This window comes from Streptomyces sp. NPDC030820 (assembly GCF_055572075.1).
Map to the genome: position 1 here is coordinate 99233 of NZ_JBVIEB010000002.1, position 20065 is coordinate 119297.

Annotated in this window: 27 protein-coding genes; all 27 read left to right on the forward strand. The window is 66.7% G+C overall.

What is annotated here, in order from left to right:
• Window positions 1-89 precede the first annotated feature (89 nt).
• The 27 genes from ACZ418_RS05070 to rpmD all read left to right on the forward strand — a co-directional run bounded on the left by ACZ418_RS05070 (window position 90) and on the right by rpmD (window position 20063).
• Window positions 90-3989 carry a DNA-directed RNA polymerase subunit beta' gene (locus ACZ418_RS05070; RefSeq protein WP_450982742.1) on the forward strand — a complete coding sequence of 1300 codons (3900 nt, stop codon included), beginning with the start codon at window positions 90-92 and terminating at the stop codon, window positions 3987-3989.
• A gap of 878 nt (window positions 3990-4867) precedes the next feature.
• Window positions 4868-5239 carry a 30S ribosomal protein S12 gene (rpsL, locus tag ACZ418_RS05075; RefSeq protein WP_003948652.1) on the forward strand — a complete coding sequence of 124 codons (372 nt, stop codon included), beginning with the start codon at window positions 4868-4870 and terminating at the stop codon, window positions 5237-5239.
• A gap of 2 nt (window positions 5240-5241) precedes the next feature.
• Window positions 5242-5712, forward strand: a complete 471-nt coding sequence (rpsG, locus tag ACZ418_RS05080; RefSeq protein ID WP_003998848.1) for a 30S ribosomal protein S7 — start codon at window positions 5242-5244, stop codon at window positions 5710-5712.
• A gap of 39 nt (window positions 5713-5751) precedes the next feature.
• Complete coding sequence (fusA, locus tag ACZ418_RS05085) at window positions 5752-7878, forward strand: elongation factor G (protein ID WP_468357148.1); 2127 nt, start codon at window positions 5752-5754, stop codon at window positions 7876-7878.
• A gap of 156 nt (window positions 7879-8034) precedes the next feature.
• Window positions 8035-9228, forward strand: a complete 1194-nt coding sequence (gene tuf / locus ACZ418_RS05090; RefSeq protein ID WP_468357151.1) for an elongation factor Tu — start codon at window positions 8035-8037, stop codon at window positions 9226-9228.
• Window positions 9229-9348: 120 nt separating this feature from the next.
• Window positions 9349-10032 (forward strand): serine/arginine repetitive matrix protein 2, encoded by a 684-nt coding sequence (locus tag ACZ418_RS05095; protein ID WP_468357154.1) that lies wholly within the window; start codon window positions 9349-9351, stop codon window positions 10030-10032.
• A 156-nt stretch (window positions 10033-10188) separates the two neighbouring features.
• The gene (locus ACZ418_RS05100) at window positions 10189-10314 is read left to right on the forward strand and encodes a hypothetical protein (protein WP_468357157.1); all 126 of its coding nucleotides are present in this window, start codon (window positions 10189-10191) and stop codon (window positions 10312-10314) included.
• 449 nt (window positions 10315-10763) lie between these two features.
• The gene (gene rpsJ / locus ACZ418_RS05105) at window positions 10764-11072 is read left to right on the forward strand and encodes a 30S ribosomal protein S10 (RefSeq protein WP_003948644.1); all 309 of its coding nucleotides are present in this window, start codon (window positions 10764-10766) and stop codon (window positions 11070-11072) included.
• 16 nt (window positions 11073-11088) lie between these two features.
• Window positions 11089-11733 carry a 50S ribosomal protein L3 gene (rplC, locus tag ACZ418_RS05110; RefSeq protein ID WP_014674369.1) on the forward strand — a complete coding sequence of 215 codons (645 nt, stop codon included), beginning with the start codon at window positions 11089-11091 and terminating at the stop codon, window positions 11731-11733.
• Between the two features lie 8 nt (window positions 11734-11741).
• Window positions 11742-12395, forward strand: coding sequence for a 50S ribosomal protein L4 (gene rplD, locus ACZ418_RS05115; protein WP_468357160.1), 654 nt, complete (start codon window positions 11742-11744; stop codon window positions 12393-12395).
• Window positions 12395-12814 (forward strand): 50S ribosomal protein L23, encoded by a 420-nt coding sequence (gene rplW / locus ACZ418_RS05120; protein WP_103812796.1) that lies wholly within the window; start codon window positions 12395-12397, stop codon window positions 12812-12814. Before rplD ends, rplW begins: the two co-directional genes overlap by 1 nt.
• 38 nt (window positions 12815-12852) lie before the next feature.
• The gene (rplB, locus tag ACZ418_RS05125) at window positions 12853-13689 is read left to right on the forward strand and encodes a 50S ribosomal protein L2 (RefSeq protein ID WP_070026315.1); all 837 of its coding nucleotides are present in this window, start codon (window positions 12853-12855) and stop codon (window positions 13687-13689) included.
• Between the two features lie 12 nt (window positions 13690-13701).
• Window positions 13702-13983: a 30S ribosomal protein S19 gene (gene rpsS / locus ACZ418_RS05130; protein WP_009190133.1), complete on the forward strand. Its 282-nt coding sequence runs from the start codon at window positions 13702-13704 to the stop codon at window positions 13981-13983.
• Between the two features lie 45 nt (window positions 13984-14028).
• Entirely contained in the window at window positions 14029-14376 is a 348-nt protein-coding gene (gene rplV, locus ACZ418_RS05135) for a 50S ribosomal protein L22 (RefSeq protein ID WP_351143382.1), read from the forward strand.
• Window positions 14376-15194 (forward strand): 30S ribosomal protein S3, encoded by an 819-nt coding sequence (rpsC, locus tag ACZ418_RS05140; protein ID WP_055706471.1) that lies wholly within the window; start codon window positions 14376-14378, stop codon window positions 15192-15194. The genes rplV and rpsC overlap by 1 nt, the downstream gene beginning before the upstream one ends.
• A 5-nt stretch (window positions 15195-15199) precedes the next feature.
• The gene (rplP, locus tag ACZ418_RS05145; protein WP_030967307.1) at window positions 15200-15619 is read left to right on the forward strand and encodes a 50S ribosomal protein L16; all 420 of its coding nucleotides are present in this window, start codon (window positions 15200-15202) and stop codon (window positions 15617-15619) included.
• The gene (rpmC, locus tag ACZ418_RS05150) at window positions 15619-15843 is read left to right on the forward strand and encodes a 50S ribosomal protein L29 (RefSeq protein WP_007494763.1); all 225 of its coding nucleotides are present in this window, start codon (window positions 15619-15621) and stop codon (window positions 15841-15843) included. The genes rplP and rpmC overlap by 1 nt, the downstream gene beginning before the upstream one ends.
• On the forward strand, window positions 15843-16130 hold the full coding sequence (rpsQ, locus tag ACZ418_RS05155; RefSeq protein ID WP_055706472.1) for a 30S ribosomal protein S17: 288 nt from the start codon (window positions 15843-15845) through the stop codon (window positions 16128-16130). The genes rpmC and rpsQ overlap by 1 nt, the downstream gene beginning before the upstream one ends.
• Before the next feature lie 100 nt (window positions 16131-16230).
• Entirely contained in the window at window positions 16231-16599 is a 369-nt protein-coding gene (gene rplN, locus ACZ418_RS05160) for a 50S ribosomal protein L14 (protein ID WP_003998823.1), read from the forward strand.
• Window positions 16600-16601: 2 nt separating this feature from the next.
• A complete protein-coding gene (rplX, locus tag ACZ418_RS05165; RefSeq protein ID WP_350962687.1) occupies window positions 16602-16925 on the forward strand; it encodes a 50S ribosomal protein L24 in 324 nt (107 codons plus the stop codon).
• Window positions 16925-17482, forward strand: coding sequence for a 50S ribosomal protein L5 (rplE, locus tag ACZ418_RS05170; protein WP_061920719.1), 558 nt, complete (start codon window positions 16925-16927; stop codon window positions 17480-17482). Before rplX ends, rplE begins: the two co-directional genes overlap by 1 nt.
• A 5-nt stretch (window positions 17483-17487) precedes the next feature.
• Window positions 17488-17673 carry a type Z 30S ribosomal protein S14 gene (locus tag ACZ418_RS05175; protein WP_003948630.1) on the forward strand — a complete coding sequence of 62 codons (186 nt, stop codon included), beginning with the start codon at window positions 17488-17490 and terminating at the stop codon, window positions 17671-17673.
• Window positions 17674-17886: 213 nt separating this feature from the next.
• Window positions 17887-18285 carry a 30S ribosomal protein S8 gene (rpsH, locus tag ACZ418_RS05180; RefSeq protein WP_014674378.1) on the forward strand — a complete coding sequence of 133 codons (399 nt, stop codon included), beginning with the start codon at window positions 17887-17889 and terminating at the stop codon, window positions 18283-18285.
• 24 nt (window positions 18286-18309) lie between these two features.
• Window positions 18310-18849: a 50S ribosomal protein L6 gene (gene rplF, locus ACZ418_RS05185; RefSeq protein WP_468357167.1), complete on the forward strand. Its 540-nt coding sequence runs from the start codon at window positions 18310-18312 to the stop codon at window positions 18847-18849.
• Window positions 18850-18852: 3 nt separating this feature from the next.
• The gene (rplR, locus tag ACZ418_RS05190; protein ID WP_030641198.1) at window positions 18853-19236 is read left to right on the forward strand and encodes a 50S ribosomal protein L18; all 384 of its coding nucleotides are present in this window, start codon (window positions 18853-18855) and stop codon (window positions 19234-19236) included.
• Between the two features lie 36 nt (window positions 19237-19272).
• Window positions 19273-19878 carry a 30S ribosomal protein S5 gene (rpsE, locus tag ACZ418_RS05195; RefSeq protein ID WP_009190144.1) on the forward strand — a complete coding sequence of 202 codons (606 nt, stop codon included), beginning with the start codon at window positions 19273-19275 and terminating at the stop codon, window positions 19876-19878.
• A gap of 2 nt (window positions 19879-19880) precedes the next feature.
• Window positions 19881-20063, forward strand: coding sequence for a 50S ribosomal protein L30 (rpmD, locus tag ACZ418_RS05200; protein ID WP_003998814.1), 183 nt, complete (start codon window positions 19881-19883; stop codon window positions 20061-20063).
• Window positions 20064-20065: the final 2 nt, after the last annotated feature.

A 20065-nucleotide genomic window follows, 5' to 3' on the forward strand; every position in this document is an offset into this window, starting at 1 on the left:
GCGGGGCCCCTGACCCACCAGGGGCCCCGCCGACCCCCAGGCCCCCGTACAGACCAAAGACTTACGACCCTGAGAGGGATTGACGCATAGTGCTCGACGTCAACTTCTTCGACGAGCTCCGGATCGGCCTGGCCACCGCTGACGACATCCGTCAGTGGAGCCACGGCGAGGTCAAGAAGCCCGAGACCATCAACTACCGCACCCTCAAGCCCGAGAAGGACGGCCTCTTCTGCGAGAAGATCTTCGGCCCCACCCGGGACTGGGAGTGCTACTGCGGCAAGTACAAGCGCGTCCGCTTCAAGGGCATCATCTGCGAGCGCTGTGGCGTCGAGGTCACGCGTGCGAAGGTGCGCCGTGAGCGGATGGGCCACATCGAGCTGGCCGCGCCCGTCACGCACATCTGGTACTTCAAGGGTGTCCCGAGCCGTCTGGGCTACCTGCTCGACCTGGCTCCCAAGGACCTCGAGAAGGTCATCTACTTCGCCGCGTACATGATCACGTACGTCGACGAGGAGCGCCGTACCCGCGACCTGCCCTCCCTGGAGGCGCATGTCTCGGTCGAGCGCCAGCAGATCGAGAACCGGCGCGACGCCGACCTGGAGGCCCGCGCCAAGAAGCTCGAGGCCGACCTGGCCGAGCTGGAGGCCGAGGGCGCCAAGGCCGACGTGCGCCGCAAGGTGCGCGAGGGTGCCGAGCGCGAGATGAAGCAGCTGCGCGACCGCGCGCAGCGCGAGATCGACCGCCTCGACGAGGTGTGGAACCGGTTCAAGAACCTCAAGGTCCAGGACCTCGAGGGCGACGAGCTGCTCTACCGCGAGCTGCGTGACCGCTTCGGCACGTACTTCGACGGCTCGATGGGTGCCGCGGCGCTGCAGAAGCGCCTGGAGTCCTTCGACCTCGAGGAGGAGGCCGAGAAGCTCCGCGAGATCATCCGTACCGGCAAGGGCCAGAAGAAGACCCGTGCCCTCAAGCGCCTGAAGGTCGTCTCCGCGTTCCTGCAGACGTCCAACAGCCCCAAGGGCATGGTCCTGGACTGCGTCCCGGTCATCCCGCCGGACCTGCGTCCGATGGTGCAGCTGGACGGTGGCCGCTTCGCGACCTCCGACCTGAACGACCTGTACCGCCGTGTCATCAACCGCAACAACCGTCTGAAGAGGCTCCTGGACCTCGGTGCCCCGGAGATCATCGTCAACAACGAGAAGCGCATGCTTCAGGAGGCTGTTGACGCCCTCTTCGACAACGGTCGTCGCGGCCGCCCGGTGACCGGTCCCGGCAACCGCCCGCTGAAGTCCCTCAGCGACATGCTGAAGGGCAAGCAGGGCCGCTTCCGTCAGAACCTGCTCGGCAAGCGTGTCGACTACTCGGCGCGTTCCGTGATCGTCGTCGGCCCGCAGCTGAAGCTGCACCAGTGCGGTCTGCCGAAGGCGATGGCGCTGGAGCTGTTCAAGCCGTTCGTGATGAAGCGCCTGGTCGACCTGAACCACGCGCAGAACATCAAGAGCGCCAAGCGCATGGTGGAGCGCGGCCGTACGGTCGTGTACGACGTCCTCGAAGAGGTCATCGCCGAGCACCCGGTCCTGCTGAACCGTGCTCCCACCCTGCACCGCCTCGGCATCCAGGCCTTCGAGCCGCAGCTGGTCGAGGGCAAGGCCATCCAGATCCACCCGCTCGTCTGCACCGCGTTCAACGCGGACTTCGACGGTGACCAGATGGCCGTGCACCTGCCGCTGTCCGCGGAGGCGCAGGCCGAGGCCCGCATCCTGATGCTGTCCTCGAACAACATCCTCAAGCCGGCCGACGGCCGTCCGGTGACGATGCCGACCCAGGACATGGTCCTCGGTCTGTTCTTCCTCACCACCGACGGCGAGATGCGTGACGTCAAGGGCGAGGGCCGCTCGTTCGCGTCCGTGGCCGAGGCGATCATGGCGTTCGACGCCGGCGAGCTCTCGCTGCAGTCGCGCGTGGACATCCGCTTCCCGGTGGGCACCATCCCGCCGCGCGGCTGGACCCCGCCGGCGCGCGAGGAGGGCGAGCCGGAGTGGCAGCAGGGTGACAGCTTCCGGCTGAACACCACGCTGGGCCGTGCGCTCTTCAACGAGCTGCTGCCCGAGGACTACCCGTTCGTCGACTACGAGGTCGGCAAGAAGCAGCTCTCCGAGATCGTCAACGACCTCGCCGAGCGCTACCCGAAGGTCATCGTGGCGGCGACGCTCGACAACCTGAAGGCGTCCGGCTTCTACTGGGCCACCCGTTCCGGCGTCACCGTCGCCATCTCCGACGTCGTCGTTCCCGAGGCGAAGAAGGAGATCGTCAAGGGCTACGAGGCCCAGGACGAGAAGGTCCAGAAGCAGTACGAGCGCGGTCTGATCACCAAGGACGAGCGCACGCAGGAGCTCATCGCGATCTGGACCAAGGCGACCAACGAGGTCGCCGAGGCGATGAACGAGAACTTCCCGAAGACCAACCCGATCTTCATGATGGTGAACTCGGGTGCACGAGGCAACATGATGCAGATGCGTCAGATTGCCGGTATGCGTGGTCTGGTGTCGAACGCGAAGAACGAGACGATCCCGCGTCCGATCAAGGCGTCGTTCCGTGAGGGTCTGTCCGTGCTGGAGTACTTCATCTCCACGCACGGTGCCCGTAAGGGTCTCGCGGACACGGCTCTGCGTACCGCCGACTCGGGTTACCTCACCCGTCGTCTGGTCGACGTCTCCCAGGACGTCATCATCCGCGAGGAGGACTGCGGCACCGACCGTGGCCTCAAGCTCCACATCGCGGAGCGCGGTGCGGACGGCGTGCTGCGCAAGGCGGGCAACGTCGAGACGTCCGTGTACGCGCGCTGCCTCGCCGAGGACATCGTCGTCGACGGCAAGGTGCTGGCCCCGGCCGGTACCGACCTCGGTGACGTGCTCATCGACGAGCTGGTCAAGCACGGCGTCGAGGAGGTCAAGACCCGCTCGGTCCTGACCTGTGAGTCCGCCGTCGGCACCTGCGCGATGTGCTACGGCCGCTCGCTCGCCACCGGCAAGCTGGTCGACATCGGTGAGGCGGTCGGCATCATCGCCGCCCAGTCCATCGGTGAGCCCGGTACCCAGCTGACGATGCGTACCTTCCACACCGGTGGTGTGGCCGGTGACGACATCACACAGGGTCTGCCGCGTGTCGTCGAGCTCTTCGAGGCCCGTACCCCGAAGGGTGTCGCCCCGATCTCCGAGGCGAGCGGCCGCGTCCGCATCGAGGAGACCGAGAAGACCAAGAAGATCGTCGTCACCCCGGACGACGGCAGCGACGAGACGGCCTACCCGATCTCGAAGCGTGCCAAGGTCCTGGTCAGCGAGGGCGAGCACGTCGAGGTGGGCCAGCAGCTCACCGTGGGTGCCACCAACCCGCACGACGTGCTGCGCATCCTGGGCCAGCGTGCCGTCCAGGTCCACCTGGTCGGCGAGGTCCAGAAGGTCTACAACTCGCAGGGTGTGTCGATCCACGACAAGCACATCGAGATCATCATCCGGCAGATGCTCCGCCGTGTGACGATCATCGAGTCCGGCGACGCCGAGCTGCTGCCCGGCGAGCTGGTCGAGCGCTCGCGCTTCGAGCACGAGAACCGTCGTGTGGTCCAGGAGGGCGGTCACCCGGCCTCCGGTCGTCCGCAGCTGATGGGTATCACCAAGGCCTCGCTGGCGACGGAATCCTGGCTGTCGGCCGCCTCCTTCCAGGAGACGACCCGAGTCCTGACGGACGCGGCGATCAACGCCAAGTCCGACAGCCTCATCGGCCTCAAGGAGAACGTCATCATCGGTAAGCTCATCCCGGCCGGTACGGGCCTGTCCCGCTACCGCAACATCCGGGTCGAGCCGACCGAGGAGGCCAAGGCCGCGATGTACTCGGCCGTCGGCTACGACGACATCGACTACTCGCCGTTCGGCACCGGCTCCGGCCAGGCCGTTCCGCTGGAGGACTACGACTACGGTCCGTACAACCAGTAAGCGAGCAGTTTGACGCCGAAGGGCGGTCACCCCGTGGGGTGGCCGCCCTTCGGCGTTTCCGGCACGGGCCGTGGCCGGTGGTGAGCCGGCGGTCGTGACGCAGGGACGGGACGTCCCGTCCCGCAGGACCACATCCGTGCCCTCCCCGGAGAGCGGCGCGCCCGGCTCCCAGCGGTGCATCTCGGTGGCCGGCCGCAGGGTGAGCCGCCACCGGCCGCTCGTGCGGACGCCGAGGGACAGCTTGCCGCGGGGCCGGGCCGGACCGGCACCAGCACCCGGCTGCGCGGCGGGGCGGTGCGAAAGGCCGCGTGCGGCTCCAGCTCGAACACCGGCAGCGCGGAGCCGCCGCGGCGGGCGCGGGAGCCGTACCAGGGCGTTGCCGGAGCCCGCGGGGTCCAGTGGAGCCCCTGCCGGCGCGCGCGGCGGTCTCCAGCCGCTCCAGGGCCGCGCGGCGCGCTGCAGGAGCTCCGGGACGCGGCCGGTGTGCTCCGCCCCACCCCGGGTCGGGAATGCGCCGGGCCGGCGGTACGGTCAGTGGCCGGATTCGGCTATGTTTCAACCGTTTCGACTGCCGGTACTCGCCGACAACAGGGGTGTCGCGCGGCGCAGGGGCTTGACAGCGCGACCGACGTGATAGAGGCAGGGCCCATTTGTTTTGACCACAGCGAATGAGGTAGGTACGCTCAGACCTTGTGCCTGGGGTGTGCCCTGGCTCTCGTGCGTGCCTTCAGACCGCATGGCGAGCTGTGAGCGGCCACCGTAATCTGTGCTCTTTTCGCCTTGCGGCGGGAGTCCGCCGGATTCGACACACCCGACCGCGTGGGTCGGCGAAGTTCCAGGTTAGCTGTACCCATCGGCACACAGAAACCGGAGAAGTAGTGCCTACGATCCAGCAGCTGGTCCGCAAGGGCCGGCAGGACAAGGTCGAGAAGAACAAGACGCCCGCACTCGAGGGTTCCCCTCAGCGTCGCGGCGTCTGCACGCGTGTGTTCACGACCACCCCGAAGAAGCCGAACTCGGCCCTCCGCAAGGTCGCGCGTGTGCGTCTGACCAGCGGCATCGAGGTCACCGCTTACATTCCGGGTGAGGGACACAACCTGCAGGAGCACTCCATCGTGCTCGTGCGCGGCGGCCGTGTGAAGGACCTGCCGGGTGTTCGCTACAAGATCATCCGCGGTTCCCTCGACACCCAGGGTGTCAAGAACCGCAAGCAGGCTCGCAGCCGTTACGGCGCCAAGAAGGAGAAGTAAGAATGCCTCGTAAGGGCCCCGCCCCGAAGCGCCCGGTCATCATCGACCCGGTCTACGGTTCTCCTCTGGTGACCTCCCTGATCAACAAGGTGCTGCTGAACGGCAAGCGCTCCACCGCCGAGCGCATCGTCTACGGCGCCATGGAGGGCCTGCGCGAGAAGACCGGCAACGACCCGGTCATCACGCTCAAGCGCGCTCTTGAGAACATCAAGCCGACCCTCGAGGTCAAGTCCCGCCGTGTCGGTGGCGCCACCTACCAGGTCCCGGTCGAGGTCAAGCCCGGCCGTGCCAACACCCTGGCGCTGCGCTGGCTGGTCGGTTACTCCCGCGCCCGTCGCGAGAAGACCATGACCGAGCGTCTCCTCAACGAGCTTCTCGATGCCTCCAACGGCCTCGGTGCGGCCGTGAAGAAGCGCGAGGACACCCACAAGATGGCCGAGTCCAACAAGGCCTTCGCGCACTACCGCTGGTAGTCGCTACCCACATCGAGACCGAGAGAAGACTGAAGCCTTATGGCTACCACTTCACTTGACCTGGCCAGGGTCCGGAACATCGGGATCATGGCCCACATCGACGCGGGAAAGACGACCACCACCGAGCGGATCCTGTTCTACACCGGCGTTTCGTACAAGATCGGTGAGGTCCACGACGGCGCTGCCACCATGGACTGGATGGAGCAGGAGCAGGAGCGTGGCATCACGATCACCTCTGCTGCCACCACCTGCCACTGGCCGCTGGAGAACGTCGACCACACCATCAACATCATCGACACCCCGGGCCACGTCGACTTCACCGTCGAGGTGGAGCGCTCCCTGCGCGTGCTCGACGGTGCCGTGACGGTGTTCGACGGCGTCGCCGGCGTTGAGCCGCAGTCCGAGACCGTGTGGCGTCAGGCGGACCGCTACGGCGTTCCGCGTATCTGCTTCGTCAACAAGCTGGACCGGACCGGTGCCGAGTTCCACCGCTGCGTCGACATGATCTCTGACCGCCTCGGCGCTCAGCCGATCGTGATGCAGCTGCCGATCGGTGCCGAGGCCGACTTCAAGGGCGTCGTGGACCTGGTCCGCATGAAGGCGCTCGTGTGGTCCGCCGAGGCGACCAAGGGCGAGATGTACGACGTCGTCGACATCCCGGCCACGCACACCGAGGCGGCCGAGGAATGGCGCGGCAAGCTCCTTGAGGCCGTCGCCGAGAACGACGAGCAGCTGATGGAGCTGTACCTGGAGGGCGAGGAGCCCACCGAGGAGCAGCTCTACGCGGCGATCCGTCGTATCACCATCGCCTCCGGCAAGGGCACCGGCACCACCGTGACCCCGGTGTTCTGCGGTACCGCGTTCAAGAACAAGGGCGTGCAGCCCCTGCTCGACGCGGTCGTGCGCTACCTGCCTTCCCCGGTTGACATCGAGGCCATCGAGGGCCACGCGGTCAACAACCCGGAGGAGACCGTCAAGCGCAAGCCGTCCGACGACGAGCCGCTGTCCGCGCTGGCGTTCAAGATCATGAGCGACCCGCACCTCGGCAAGCTCACCTTCGTTCGGGTCTACTCGGGCCGCCTGGAGTCCGGCACGCAGGTGCTGAACTCCGTCAAGGGCAAGAAGGAGCGCATCGGCAAGATCTACCGCATGCACGCCAACAAGCGTGAGGAGATCGAGTCGGTGGGCGCCGGCGACATCGTCGCCGTCATGGGCCTGAAGCAGACCACCACCGGTGAGACGCTGTCCGACGACAAGAACCCGGTCATCCTGGAGTCCATGGACTTCCCGGCGCCGGTCATCCAGGTCGCCATCGAGCCCAAGTCGAAGGGCGACCAGGAGAAGCTGGGCGTCGCGATCCAGCGCCTGGCCGAGGAGGACCCGTCCTTCCAGGTCCACTCGGACGAGGAGACCGGCCAGACCATCATCGGTGGTATGGGCGAGCTGCACCTCGAGGTGCTGGTCGACCGTATGCGCCGTGAGTTCAAGGTCGAGGCCAACGTCGGCAAGCCGCAGGTGGCCTACCGCGAGACGATCCGCAAGGCCGTCGAGCGCGTCGACTACACCCACAAGAAGCAGACCGGTGGTACCGGTCAGTTCGCGAAGGTGCAGATCGGCATCGAGCCGCTCGAGGGTGGCGACACCTCGTACGAGTTCGTGAACAAGGTGACCGGTGGTCGTATCCCGAAGGAGTACATCCCTTCGGTCGACGCCGGTGCGCAGGAGGCCATGCAGTTCGGCATCCTCGCCGGTTACGAGATGACCGGTGTCCGCGTGATCCTGCACGACGGTGCCTACCACGAGGTCGACTCCTCCGAGCTCGCCTTCAAGATCGCCGGTTCGCAGGCCTTCAAGGAGGCCGCGCGCAAGGCTTCGCCCGTGCTGCTCGAGCCGATGATGGCCGTCGAGGTCACCACGCCCGAGGACTACATGGGTGAGGTCATCGGCGACATCAACTCCCGCCGTGGCCAGATCCAGGCCATGGAGGAGCGGGCCGGTGCCCGCGTCGTGAAGGGCCTCGTGCCCCTTTCGGAGATGTTCGGTTACGTCGGCGACCTGCGCAGCAAGACGTCCGGCCGCGCCAGCTACTCCATGCAGTTCGACTCCTACGCCGAGGTTCCGCGGAACGTCGCCGAGGAGATCATCGCGAAGGCCAAGGGCGAGTAACGCACCGCGTTCACACGCCGTAGGCTTGACTCCGGAGCCTCAAGGGGCAAACAGCCGTAAACCCGGATGTTTGCCCCCGGTTCCGGGCCTTTACAGCAAAGATCACCTGGCGCCGATGAAGTAAGGCGTACAGAACCACTCCACAGGAGGACCCCAGTGGCGAAGGCGAAGTTCGAGCGGACTAAGCCGCACGTCAACATCGGCACCATCGGTCACATCGACCACGGTAAGACGACCCTCACGGCCGCCATTACCAAGGTGCTGCACGACGCGTACCCGGACCTGAACGAGGCCACCCCGTTCGACAACATCGACAAGGCGCCCGAGGAGCGTCAGCGCGGTATCACCATCTCCATCGCGCACGTCGAGTACCAGACCGAGGCGCGTCACTACGCCCACGTCGACTGCCCGGGTCACGCGGACTACATCAAGAACATGATCACGGGTGCGGCGCAGATGGACGGCGCCATCCTCGTGGTCGCCGCGACCGACGGCCCGATGCCGCAGACCAAGGAGCACGTGCTCCTGGCCCGCCAGGTCGGCGTTCCGTACATCGTCGTCGCCCTGAACAAGGCCGACATGGTGGACGACGAGGAGATCCTGGAGCTCGTCGAGCTCGAGGTCCGTGAGCTCCTCTCCGAGTACGAGTTCCCGGGCGACGACGTTCCGGTCGTCAAGGTCTCCGCTCTCAAGGCCCTCGAGGGCGAGAAGGAGTGGGTGGACTCCGTCCTCAACCTGATGGCCGCCGTCGACGAGTCGATCCCGCAGCCGGAGCGCGACGTCGACAAGCCGTTCCTCATGCCGATCGAGGACGTCTTCACGATCACCGGTCGCGGTACGGTCGTCACCGGCCGTATCGAGCGTGGTGTCCTGAAGGTCAACGAGACCGTCGACATCATCGGCATCAAGCCGGAGAAGACCTCCACCACGGTCACCGGCATCGAGATGTTCCGCAAGCTGCTCGACGAGGGCCAGGCCGGTGAGAACGTCGGTCTGCTGCTCCGCGGCATCAAGCGCGAGGACGTCGAGCGCGGCCAGGTCATCATCAAGCCGGGTTCGGTCACCCCGCACACCGAGTTCGAGGCCCAGGCCTACATCCTGTCCAAGGACGAGGGTGGCCGCCACACGCCGTTCTTCAACAACTACCGCCCGCAGTTCTACTTCCGTACGACGGACGTGACCGGCGTGGTGACCCTCCCCGAGGGCACCGAGATGGTCATGCCGGGTGACAACACCGAGATGAAGGTGGACCTCATCCAGCCCGTCGCCATGGAGGAGGGCCTGAAGTTCGCCATCCGCGAGGGTGGCCGCACCGTGGGCGCCGGCCAGGTCACCAAGATCATCAAGTAAGTTCGGCTTGCTTGAGGGTCATCTGACCTGAGGTCTCCGACCTGGAAGAGGCCCGTACGACTTCGGTCGTACGGGCCTCTTCGCCGTACTCGCCCGGTGATTGCCGTACGATGCGCCGTCGTGGCGATACAGAATCCGTACCCGTGGGGACCCCCGTACGGCGGCCCGCCGCCTCCGCCGCCGAACATCCCGGCGAAGGACCTGCGGCCCCGGCGTATCTGGTACCTGGTGGCCGGGCTGCTGGGGCTGGTACTGGCGGGTGCCGGCGTCGGGTTCATCGTGGTGACGGTGAAGGACACCATGGGCTTGATCGACACCGCCCACAGCTTCTCCAGCGGTGACACGCGGACGTTCAGCTTCGTCCAGGGGAAGACCAAGGCGATTTACGTCTCCGAGCCGGGGCCGGGCCACGTCGTCTGCCGGATCCCGGGGATGCGGTCCGGGGCGATGACCCAGCCGAGCAGCACCTTCCGCATCACCGCCGGGAGCCGTACCTGGGACCGCGTCCTCGAGGTGCACCCCGGCAGCACCGGAGATTACGTGCTCACCTGCAGGTCGTCGGTGCTGCCGGCCGAGTTCGCGCTGGGGGACAAGCCCCGGGTGGGGGCCACGGTCGGCAATATGGCTGCCGGGATCGGGCTCTTGCTCGCCGGGTTCGCCGCGGCCGTGACCATCGCCGTCGTCACCGGCGTGCGGCGCAGCCGCCACCGCCGCCGCCTCGCCGCCGCGTCGGCCCCTCCACCGCAGTGGGGCCCACCGCCTTCCGGCTCCGCCCCTTGGCCCCCGGCCGGTCCGGTGCCCTAGCGAGTTGCGGCGAGCGGAACCCCTGCTCCACGAGCAGGGGTTCCTTTGTTTTCGGCTTGGCTGCGCGAACGACCTCCGCAACGAGAGCGGCCCGACGTCGGCTTACTCAAGGGCGCCGACGCCACGAACGCGCTCGCGCAGCTGGAAGCCCAGAGCATGGACTTGAGCCGCATCTGGGGCAAGGCGCTCGGTGTCGACGGCGGGCTGCAGGACGCACTGGCGTACGGCTCCCGGGACACCGCGGCCTCCGCTCGGAGCGAGGCAGTCGACAAGCTCCGGTGACCGCGGAGGCCGGGGAGACCGGCGCTCCGGTTTGACCCACGTCACCTCGGGGGTATTCTCTCCGCCCCGATTGGCATCCGCCCCGCCCCATATGGCAGACTGTCCGAGTTGCTCGGTCGAGTGTTGATGCTGCGCGCCTCCCGCCGGGAGGACCGGAAGCGAGTCCCACAGTACTCGTCGTCCTAACTGCCCACGGGCAGCACTGGGGCGGACGTACGGGAATCTTCCGGGAAGTGTGGGCGCGGCACCGGCCAGGCGCCCGGTGGGCCCGAGGTCCCCGGTCCGCGGTTCCGGAAGGGCCGTGTGCATTCCCGCAGGGATGTTCGAACAAGGGACATCCATGTCAGCGGGAGCGCGACACGCCCGACCGCGTGGGTCGGAGAAACGACGGCAGCAGAAGGAATCCGCCGAGTGCCAGAGCGTAAGAGAGACAGGACTACTGAGTAGCCATGGCGGGACAGAAGATCCGCATCCGGCTCAAGGCCTACGACCACGAGGTCATCGACTCCTCGGCGAAGAAGATCGTCGAGACGGTGACCCGCACTGGTGCGTCGGTCGCGGGCCCGGTGCCGCTGCCCACTGAGAAGAACGTGTACTGCGTCATCAAGTCGCCGCACAAGTACAAGGACTCGCGCGAGCACTTCGAGATGCGCACGCACAAGCGCCTGATCGACATTCTCGACCCGACCCCCAAGACCGTTGACTCTCTGATGCGACTCGACCTCCCGGCCGGTGTCGACATCGAGATCAAGCTCTGAGGCTGGTGGGCTGAGAATGGCTAAGCAGATCAAGGGCATCCTGGGCGAGAAGCTCGGCATGACGCAGGTGTGGGACGAGAACAACCGTGTTGTTCCGGTCACCGTCGTCAAGGCCGGCCCCAACGTCGTCACCCAGGTTCGTACGAACGACGTCGACGGCTACGAGTCGGTCCAGATCGCCTTCGGCGAGATCGACCCGCGCAAGGTGAACAAGCCCCTCAAGGGCCACTTCGCCAAGGCCGACGTCACCCCCCGTCGTCACCTCGTCGAGATCCGCACCGCGGACGCCTCCGAGTACACGCTCGGCCAGGAGATCACCGCTGAGGTGTTCGAGGCCGGTGTGAAGGTCGACGTGACCGGCAAGAGCAAGGGCAAGGGCTTCGCCGGTGTCATGAAGCGCCACAACTTCCGTGGCCTCGGCGCCGGACACGGCACCCAGCGCAAGCACCGCTCTCCCGGTTCCATCGGTGGCTGCGCCACCCCGGGCCGCGTGTTCAAGGGCCTCCGCATGGCGGGTCGCATGGGCAACGAGCGGGTCACCACCCAGAACCTGACCGTCCACGCCGTTGACGCGGAGAAGGGTCTGCTGCTCATCAAGGGCGCGGTTCCTGGTCCGAACGGCGGCCTCGTCCTGGTCCGCACCGCGGCCAAGGGGGCCTGAGGTAACCGATGAGCACTGTTGACATCCTTTCGCCGGCGGGCGAGAAGGCCGGTTCCGTCGAGCTCCCCGCGGAGATCTTCGACGCCAAGGTCAGCGTTCCGCTGATCCACCAGGTCGTCGTCGCGCAGCTGGCCGCTGCCCGTCAGGGCACGCACAAGACCAAGACCCGTGGTGAAGTCCGTGGTGGTGGCAAGAAGCCGTACCGCCAGAAGGGCACCGGTCGCGCCCGCCAGGGTTCGACCCGCGCACCGCAGTTCGCCGGTGGTGGCGTCGTGCACGGTCCCGTGCCGCGTGACTACTCGCAGCGGACCCCGAAGAAGATGAAGGCCGCCGCCCTGCGCGGTGCCCTCACCGACCGGGCGCGTCACAACCGCATTCACGTCGTCTCCGGCGTGATCGAGGGCGAGACCCCCAGCACCAAGGCCGCCAAGTCGCTGTTCGGCAAGATCTCGGAGCGCAAGAACCTGCTCCTGGTCGTCGAGCGCGCCGACGAGGCCGCGTGGCTGTCCGCCCGCAACCTGCCCCAGGTCCACATCCTGGAGCCGGGCCAGCTGAACACGTACGACGTTCTCGTCTCGGACGACGTGGTCTTCACCCAGTCCGCGTTCGAGTCCTTCGTGTCCGGCCCGAAGGCCAATGACACCGAAGGGAGCGAGGCCTGATGGCTATCCGTCACCCCGCTATCGCCTCGAAGGCGGCCAAGGCCGCCAAGGCCGCGCGCGTCGCCAAGGCGCGCCGTCACGCCGCCGAGGGCAAGAACACCGTCGAGACCCCGCTGAGCAAGTCGTACACGGACCCCCGTGACGTCCTGCTGAAGCCGGTCGTCTCCGAGAAGAGCTACGCGCTCCTCGACGAGAACAAGTACACGTTCATCGTCGACCCGAACGCCAACAAGACCCAGATCAAGCAGGCCGTCCAGGCGGTCTTCGACGTCAAGGTCACCGGGGTCAACACGATCAACCGCCAGGGCAAGCGCAAGCGGACCCGCACCGGCTTCGGCCAGCGCGCGGGCACCAAGCGCGCGATCGTGACCCTCGCCGAGGGCGACCGTATCGACATCTTCGGCGGTCCGACCGCGTAAGCGGGTCGGATCGTCCGATATCGGACGAGGACTGAGAAATGGGAATCCGCAAGTACAAGCCGACTACGCCGGGCCGTCGTGGCGCCAGCGTTGCCGACTTCGTCGAGGTCACGCGGTCCACGCCGGAGAAGTCGCTGGTCCGCCCCCTGCACAGCAAGGGCGGCCGTAACAACGCCGGTCGTGTGACCGTTCGCCACCAGGGTGGCGGACACAAGCGCGCCTACCGCGTGATCGACTTCCGTCGTCACGACAAGGACGGCGTGCCGGCGAAGGTCGCGCACATCGAGTACGACCCCAACCGCACCGCGCGCATCGCGCTCCTGCACTACGCGGACGGCGAGAAGCGCTACATCCTCGCGCCGCGTGGCCTCAGCCAGGGCGACCGCGTCGAGAACGGTCCCGGGGCCGACATCAAGCCGGGCAACAACCTCGCCCTGCGCAACATCCCGGTCGGTACGACCCTGCACGCCATCGAGCTGCGTCCGGGCGGCGGCGCCAAGTTCGCCCGCTCGGCCGGTGCCTCCGTGCAGCTGCTCGCGAAGGAGGGCTCCATGGCCCACCTGCGCATGCCGTCCGGTGAGATCCGCCTGGTCGACGTCCGCTGCCGCGCCACCGTCGGCGAGGTCGGCAACGCCGAGCAGAGCAACATCAACTGGGGTAAGGCCGGCCGTAAGCGGTGGCTGGGCGTCCGCCCGACCGTCCGTGGTGTCGTGATGAACCCGGTTGACCACCCGCACGGTGGTGGTGAGGGCCGGACCTCCGGTGGTCGCCACCCTGTGTCCCCGTGGGGCAAGAAGGAAGGCCGTACTCGTTCGCCCAAGAAGGCGTCGAACAAGTACATCGTCCGCCGCCGCAAGACGAACAAGAAGCGCTAAGGACGGGTTGAGATGCCTCGTAGCTTGAAGAAGGGACCCTTCGTCGACGACCACCTGATCAAGAAGGTGGACGTCCAGAACGAAGCCGGTACCAAGAACGTCATCAAGACCTGGTCCCGTCGCTCGATGATCGTCCCGGCCATGCTCGGCCACACGATCGCGGTGCACAACGGCAAGACCCACATCCCGGTGTTCGTCACCGAGTCGATGGTCGGCCACAAGCTCGGCGAGTTCTCGCCGACGCGCACCTTCCGGGGCCACGTCAAGGAAGACCGGAAGTCGAAGCGCCGCTAGTAGCGGATCGCATTCAGACACGTAAGTAACTCTGAAGGGACAACCATGGAAGCCAGGGCCCAGGCGCGGTACATCCGCGTCACGCCCATGAAGGCCCGCCGTGTGGTGGACCTCATCCGTGGCATGGACGCCACGGAGGCCCAGGCTGTTCTGCGATTCGCTCCGCAGGCAGCCTCGGTACCGGTCGGCAAGGTGCTCGACAGCGCCATTGCCAACGCCGCGCACAACTACGACCACACCGATGTCGACAGCCTCTTCGTTTCCGAGGCCTTCGTCGACGAGGGCCCGACCCTGAAGCGGTTCCGTCCGCGTGCCCAGGGCCGTGCCTACCGGATCCGCAAGCGGACCAGCCACATCACCGTGGTCGTCAGCAGCAAGGAAGGAACCCGGTAATGGGCCAGAAGGTTAACCCGCATGGGTTCCGGCTCGGTGTCACCACGGACTTCAAGTCCCGGTGGTACGCCGACAAGCTGTACAAGGACTACGTCAAGGAAGACGTCGCCATCCGTCGGATGATGACGTCCGGCATGGAGCGCGCCGGTATCTCGAAGGTTGAGATCGAGCGCACCCGTGACCGCGTCCGTGTGGACATCCACACCGCTCGCCCGGGCATCGTCATCGGCCGCCGCGGCGCCGAGGCCGACCGCATCCGCGGTGACCTGGAGAAGCTGACCGGCAAGCAGGTCCAGCTGAACATCCTCGAGGTCAAGAACCCGGAGACGGACGCTCAGCTGGTGGCCCAGGCCGTCGCCGAGCAGCTGTCCTCCCGCGTCTCCTTCCGCCGTGCCATGCGCAAGAGCATGCAGTCGGCGATGAAGGCCGGCGCCAAGGGCATCAAGATCCAGTGCGGTGGCCGTCTCGGCGGCGCCGAGATGTCCCGCTCGGAGTTCTACCGCGAGGGCCGTGTGCCCCTGCACACGCTCCGTGCGAACGTGGACTACGGCTTCTTCGAGGCCAAGACGACCTTCGGCCGCATCGGTGTGAAGGTCTGGATCTACAAGGGCGACGTCAAGAACATCGCCGAGGTCCGCGCCGAGAACGCTGCCGCCCGTGCGGGTAACCGCCCGGCCCGCGGTGGCGCCGACCGCCCGGCCCGTGGTGGCCGCGGTGGCGAGCGGCGTGGTCGCAAGCCGCAGCAGGCTGCCGGCGCCGAGGCCCCCAAGGCCGAGGCCCCCGCCGCTCCGGCTGAGAGCACCGGAACGGAGGCCTGACCGACATGCTGATCCCCCGTAGGGTCAAGCACCGCAAGCAGCACCACCCGAAGCGCAGCGGCGCTGCCAAGGGTGGCACGACGGTTGCGTTCGGCGAGTACGGCATCCAGGCGCTCACCCCGGCGTACGTGACGAACCGTCAGATCGAGGCCGCTCGTATCGCCATGACGCGTCACATCAAGCGTGGTGGCAAGGTCTGGATCAACATCTACCCGGACCGTCCCCTCACCAAGAAGCCGGCCGAGACCCGCATGGGTTCCGGTAAGGGTTCTCCGGAGTGGTGGATCGCCAACGTCAAGCCCGGACGCGTGATGTTCGAGCTGTCGTACCCCAACGAGAAGATCGCCCGTGAGGCGCTGACCCGTGCGGCCCACAAGCTGCCGATGAAGTGCCGGATCGTCAAGCGCGAGGCAGGTGAAGCGTGATGTCGGCCGGTACCAAGGCGTCCGAGCTGCGCGAGCTGGGCAACGAGGAGCTTCTGGCGAAGCTCCGCGAGGCCAAGGAAGAGCTGTTCAACCTCCGCTTCCAGGCGGCGACGGGCCAGCTCGAGAACCATGGCCGTCTCAAGGCGGTCCGCAAGGACATCGCCCGGATCTACACCCTCATGCGTGAGCGTGAGCTCGGCATCGAGACGGTGGAGAACGCCTGATGAGCGAGAAGAACGTGACTGAGCAGAACACTGAGGCGCGCGGTTTCCGCAAGACCCGTGAGGGCCTCGTCGTCAGCGACAAGATGGACAAGACCGTCGTCGTCGCCGTCGAGGACCGCGTCAAGCACGCGCTGTACGGCAAGGTCATCCGCCGTACCAACAAGCTCAAGGCGCACGACGAGCAGAACGCCGCGGGTGTCGGCGACCGCGTCCTCCTCATGGAGACCCGGCCGCTGTCCGCGACGAAGCGCTGGCGCGTCGTCGAGATCCTCGAGAAGGCCAAGTAATTCCTGCGGGGCAAACCCGCAGGTCAGTTCCGCCAGGCTCGGCAGGGGCTCTCGTAACTGAAGCCCCTGCCGGGAACCGGCAGACAAACAGGAGATAGACGTGATCCAGCAGGAGTCGCGACTGCGTGTCGCCGACAACACTGGTGCGAAGGAGATCCTTTGCATCCGTGTGCTCGGTGGCTCCGGTCGCCGCTACGCGGGCATCGGTGACGTCATCGTCGCCACCGTCAAGGACGCGATCCCCGGTGGCAACGTGAAGAAGGGTGACGTCGTCAAGGCGGTCATCGTTCGCACCGTCAAGGAGCGCCGTCGTCCGGACGGCTCGTACATCCGCTTCGACGAGAACGCCGCCGTCATTCTGAAGAACGACGGCGACCCTCGCGGCACCCGCATCTTCGGCCCGGTCGGCCGTGAGCTGCGCGAGAAGAAGTTCATGAAGATCATCTCGCTCGCGCCGGAGGTGCTGTAAGCATGAAGATCAAGAAGGGCGACCTGGTCCAGGTCATCACCGGTAAGGACAAGGGCAAGCAGGGCAAGGTCATCGCGGCCTACCCCCGCGAGGACCGGGTCCTGGTCGAGGGTGTCAACCGGGTCAAGAAGCACACCAAGGCCGGTCCGACCGCTCGCGGTTCCCAGGCCGGCGGCATCGTGACCACCGAGGCGCCGATCCACGTCTCCAACGTCCAGCTGGTCGTGGAGAAGGACGGCAAGAAGGTCGTCACGCGTGTCGGCTACCGCTTCGACGAAGAGGGCAACAAGATCCGCGTTGCCAAGCGGACGGGTGAGGACATCTGATGGCTACCACCACCACTCCGCGTCTGAAGCAGAAGTACCGCGAGGAGATCGCGGGCAAGCTGCGTGACGAGTTCAAGTACGAGAACGTCATGCAGGTTCCCGGCCTCGTCAAGATCGTGGTCAACATGGGTGTCGGCGACGCCGCCCGTGACTCGAAGCTGATCGAGGGCGCGATCCGCGACCTGACCACCATCACCGGTCAGAAGCCGGCCGTCACCAAGGCCCGCAAGTCCATCGCGCAGTTCAAGCTGCGCGAGGGCCAGCCGATCGGTGCCCACGTCACGCTCCGTGGCGACCGCATGTGGGAGTTCCTGGACCGCACCCTGTCGCTCGCGCTGCCGCGCATCCGCGACTTCCGCGGCCTGTCCCCCAAGCAGTTCGACGGCCGTGGCAACTACACCTTCGGTCTCACGGAGCAGGTCATGTTCCACGAGATCGACCAGGACAAGATCGACCGTACCCGGGGCATGGACATCACCGTGGTCACCACGGCGACCAACGACGCTGAGGGCCGCGCGCTCCTTCGTCACCTCGGCTTCCCGTTCAAGGAGGCGTGAGCGAGATGGCGAAGAAGGCTCTGATTGCCAAGGCTGCTCGCAAGCCCAAGTTCGGTGTGCGTGGCTACACGCGCTGCCAGCGCTGCGGCCGTCCGCACTCCGTGTACCGCAAGTTCGGCCTGTGCCGCGTGTGCCTTCGTGAGATGGCTCACCGTGGCGAGCTGCCGGGCGTGACCAAGAGCTCCTGGTAGTCCCGGTAATTCGGGATCACCAAGGCTCTCGGTAAGTAGATAGGGCGGTCAGACGCCCAGCCCGCATGCCTTAGGCTTGTGGGGTTGGGCGTCTGTCGCCGCCCGTACGACTTACTACGCCGTAGGTCCACCGCGCCGCACCCGTCCCGTCTCGGATCGGGGAGAGGGATGGCGCACCAGGAAACCCCGGCGAGAGAGGCCGAAGGCCAATTCATGACCATGACTGATCCGATCGCAGACATGCTGACGCGTCTGCGGAACGCGAACTCGGCGTACCACGACTCGGTGTCGATGCCGCACTCCAAGATCAAGTCGCACATCGCGGAGATCCTCCAGCAGGAGGGCTTCATCACGGGCTGGAAGGTCGAGGACGCCGAGGTCGGCAAGAACCTCGTCCTGGAGCTGAAGTTCGGCCCCAACCGTGAGCGCTCCATCGCGGGCATCAAGCGGATCTCCAAGCCCGGTCTCCGGGTGTACGCGAAGTCCACCAACCTGCCGAAGGTGCTCGGCGGCCTGGGCGTGGCGATCATCTCCACGTCCCACGGGCTCCTCACCGACAAGCAGGCCGGCAAGAAGGGCGTGGGTGGGGAAGTCCTCGCCTACGTCTGGTAGCAGAAGGGAACGGAGGAAACAGCTATGTCGCGCATCGGCAAGCTCCCCATCGCGGTTCCCGCCGGCGTGGACGTCACCATCGACGGCCGTACGGTCTCGGTCAAGGGCCCCAAGGGCTCGCTGTCCCACACCGTCGCGGCTCCGATCGACATCGCTAAGGGCGAGGACGGCACCCTGCAGGTGACCCGCCCGAACGACGAGCGTCAGAGCAAGGCCCTGCACGGCCTCTCCCGCACGCTGGTGGCGAACATGATCACCGGCGTGACCCAGGGTTACGTGAAGAAGCTCGAGATCAGCGGTGTCGGTTACCGAGTGACCGCCAAGGGTTCGAACCTGGAGTTCGCTCTCGGTTACAGCCACCCGATCCTCGTCGAGGCCCCCGAGGGCATCACCTTCAAGGTGGAGACCCCGACCCGTTTCTCGGTCGAGGGCATCGACAAGCAGAAGGTCGGCGAGGTTGCGGCCAACATCCGCAAGCTGCGCAAGCCCGACCCGTACAAGGCCAAGGGCGTCAAGTACGAGGGCGAAGTCATCCGCCGCAAGGTCGGAAAGGCGGGTAAGTAAGCCATGGCATACGGGCAGAAGATCCTCAAGGGCGACGCCTACAAGCGCGCCGCGATCAAGCGCCGTCACATCCGGATCCGCAAGCGGATCGCCGGTACGGCGGAGCGCCCCCGTCTGGTCGTGACCCGCTCCAACCGCCACATCGTGGCGCAGGTGATCGACGACCTGAAGGGTCACACCCTGGCGTCGGCGTCCACCCTGGACGCGTCGATCCGTGGTGGCGAGGCCGACAAGTCCGCGCAGGCCAAGCAGGTCGGCGCCCTGGTCGCCGAGCGTGCCAAGGCCGCCGGTGTCGAGGCCGTCGTGTTCGACCGTGGTGGTAACCAGTACGCCGGGCGCATCGCCGCCCTGGCGGACGCCGCCCGCGAGGCCGGGCTCAAGTTCTGAGCCGCTTGTAGCTAGCGGAAAGAGAGAGGTAATCCAATGGCTGGACCCCAGCGCCGCGGTGGCGGTGCCGGTGGCGGCGAGCGGCGGGACCGGAAGGGCCGTGACGGCGGCGCTGCTGCCGCCGAGAAGACCGCGTACGTTGAGCGCGTTGTCGCGATCAACCGCGTCGCCAAGGTTGTGAAGGGTGGTCGTCGCTTCAGCTTCACCGCGCTGGTCGTGGTGGGCGACGGTGACGGCACCGTGGGTGTCGGATACGGCAAGGCCAAGGAGGTGCCGGCCGCCATCGCCAAGGGTGTTGAGGAGGCCAAGAAGCACTTCTTCAAGGTCCCCCGGATCCAGGGCACCATCCCCCACCCCATCCAGGGTGAGAAGGCTGCCGGCGTCGTGCTGCTCAAGCCCGCGTCCCCGGGTACCGGTGTTATCGCCGGTGGTCCGGTGCGCGCCGTGCTCGAGTGCGCCGGTATCCACGACGTGCTGTCGAAGTCGCTCGGCTCCGACAACGCCATCAACATCGTGCACGCGACCGTGGAGGCCCTGAAGGGCCTGCAGCGTCCCGAGGAGATCGCGGCCCGCCGTGGTCTGCCGCTCGAGGACGTCGCTCCCGCGGCTCTGCTTCGTGCGCGTGCCGGGGCGGGTGCGTAATCATGGCGCAGCTCAAGATCACGCAGGTCAAGTCCTACATCGGCAGCAAGCAGAACCACCGTGACACCCTGCGGTCGCTTGGTCTCAAGGGGATCAACACCGTGGTCGTCAAGGAGGACCGCCCCGAGTTCCGCGGCATGGTGCACACCGTCCGCCACCTCGTGACGGTCGAGGAGGTCGACTGATC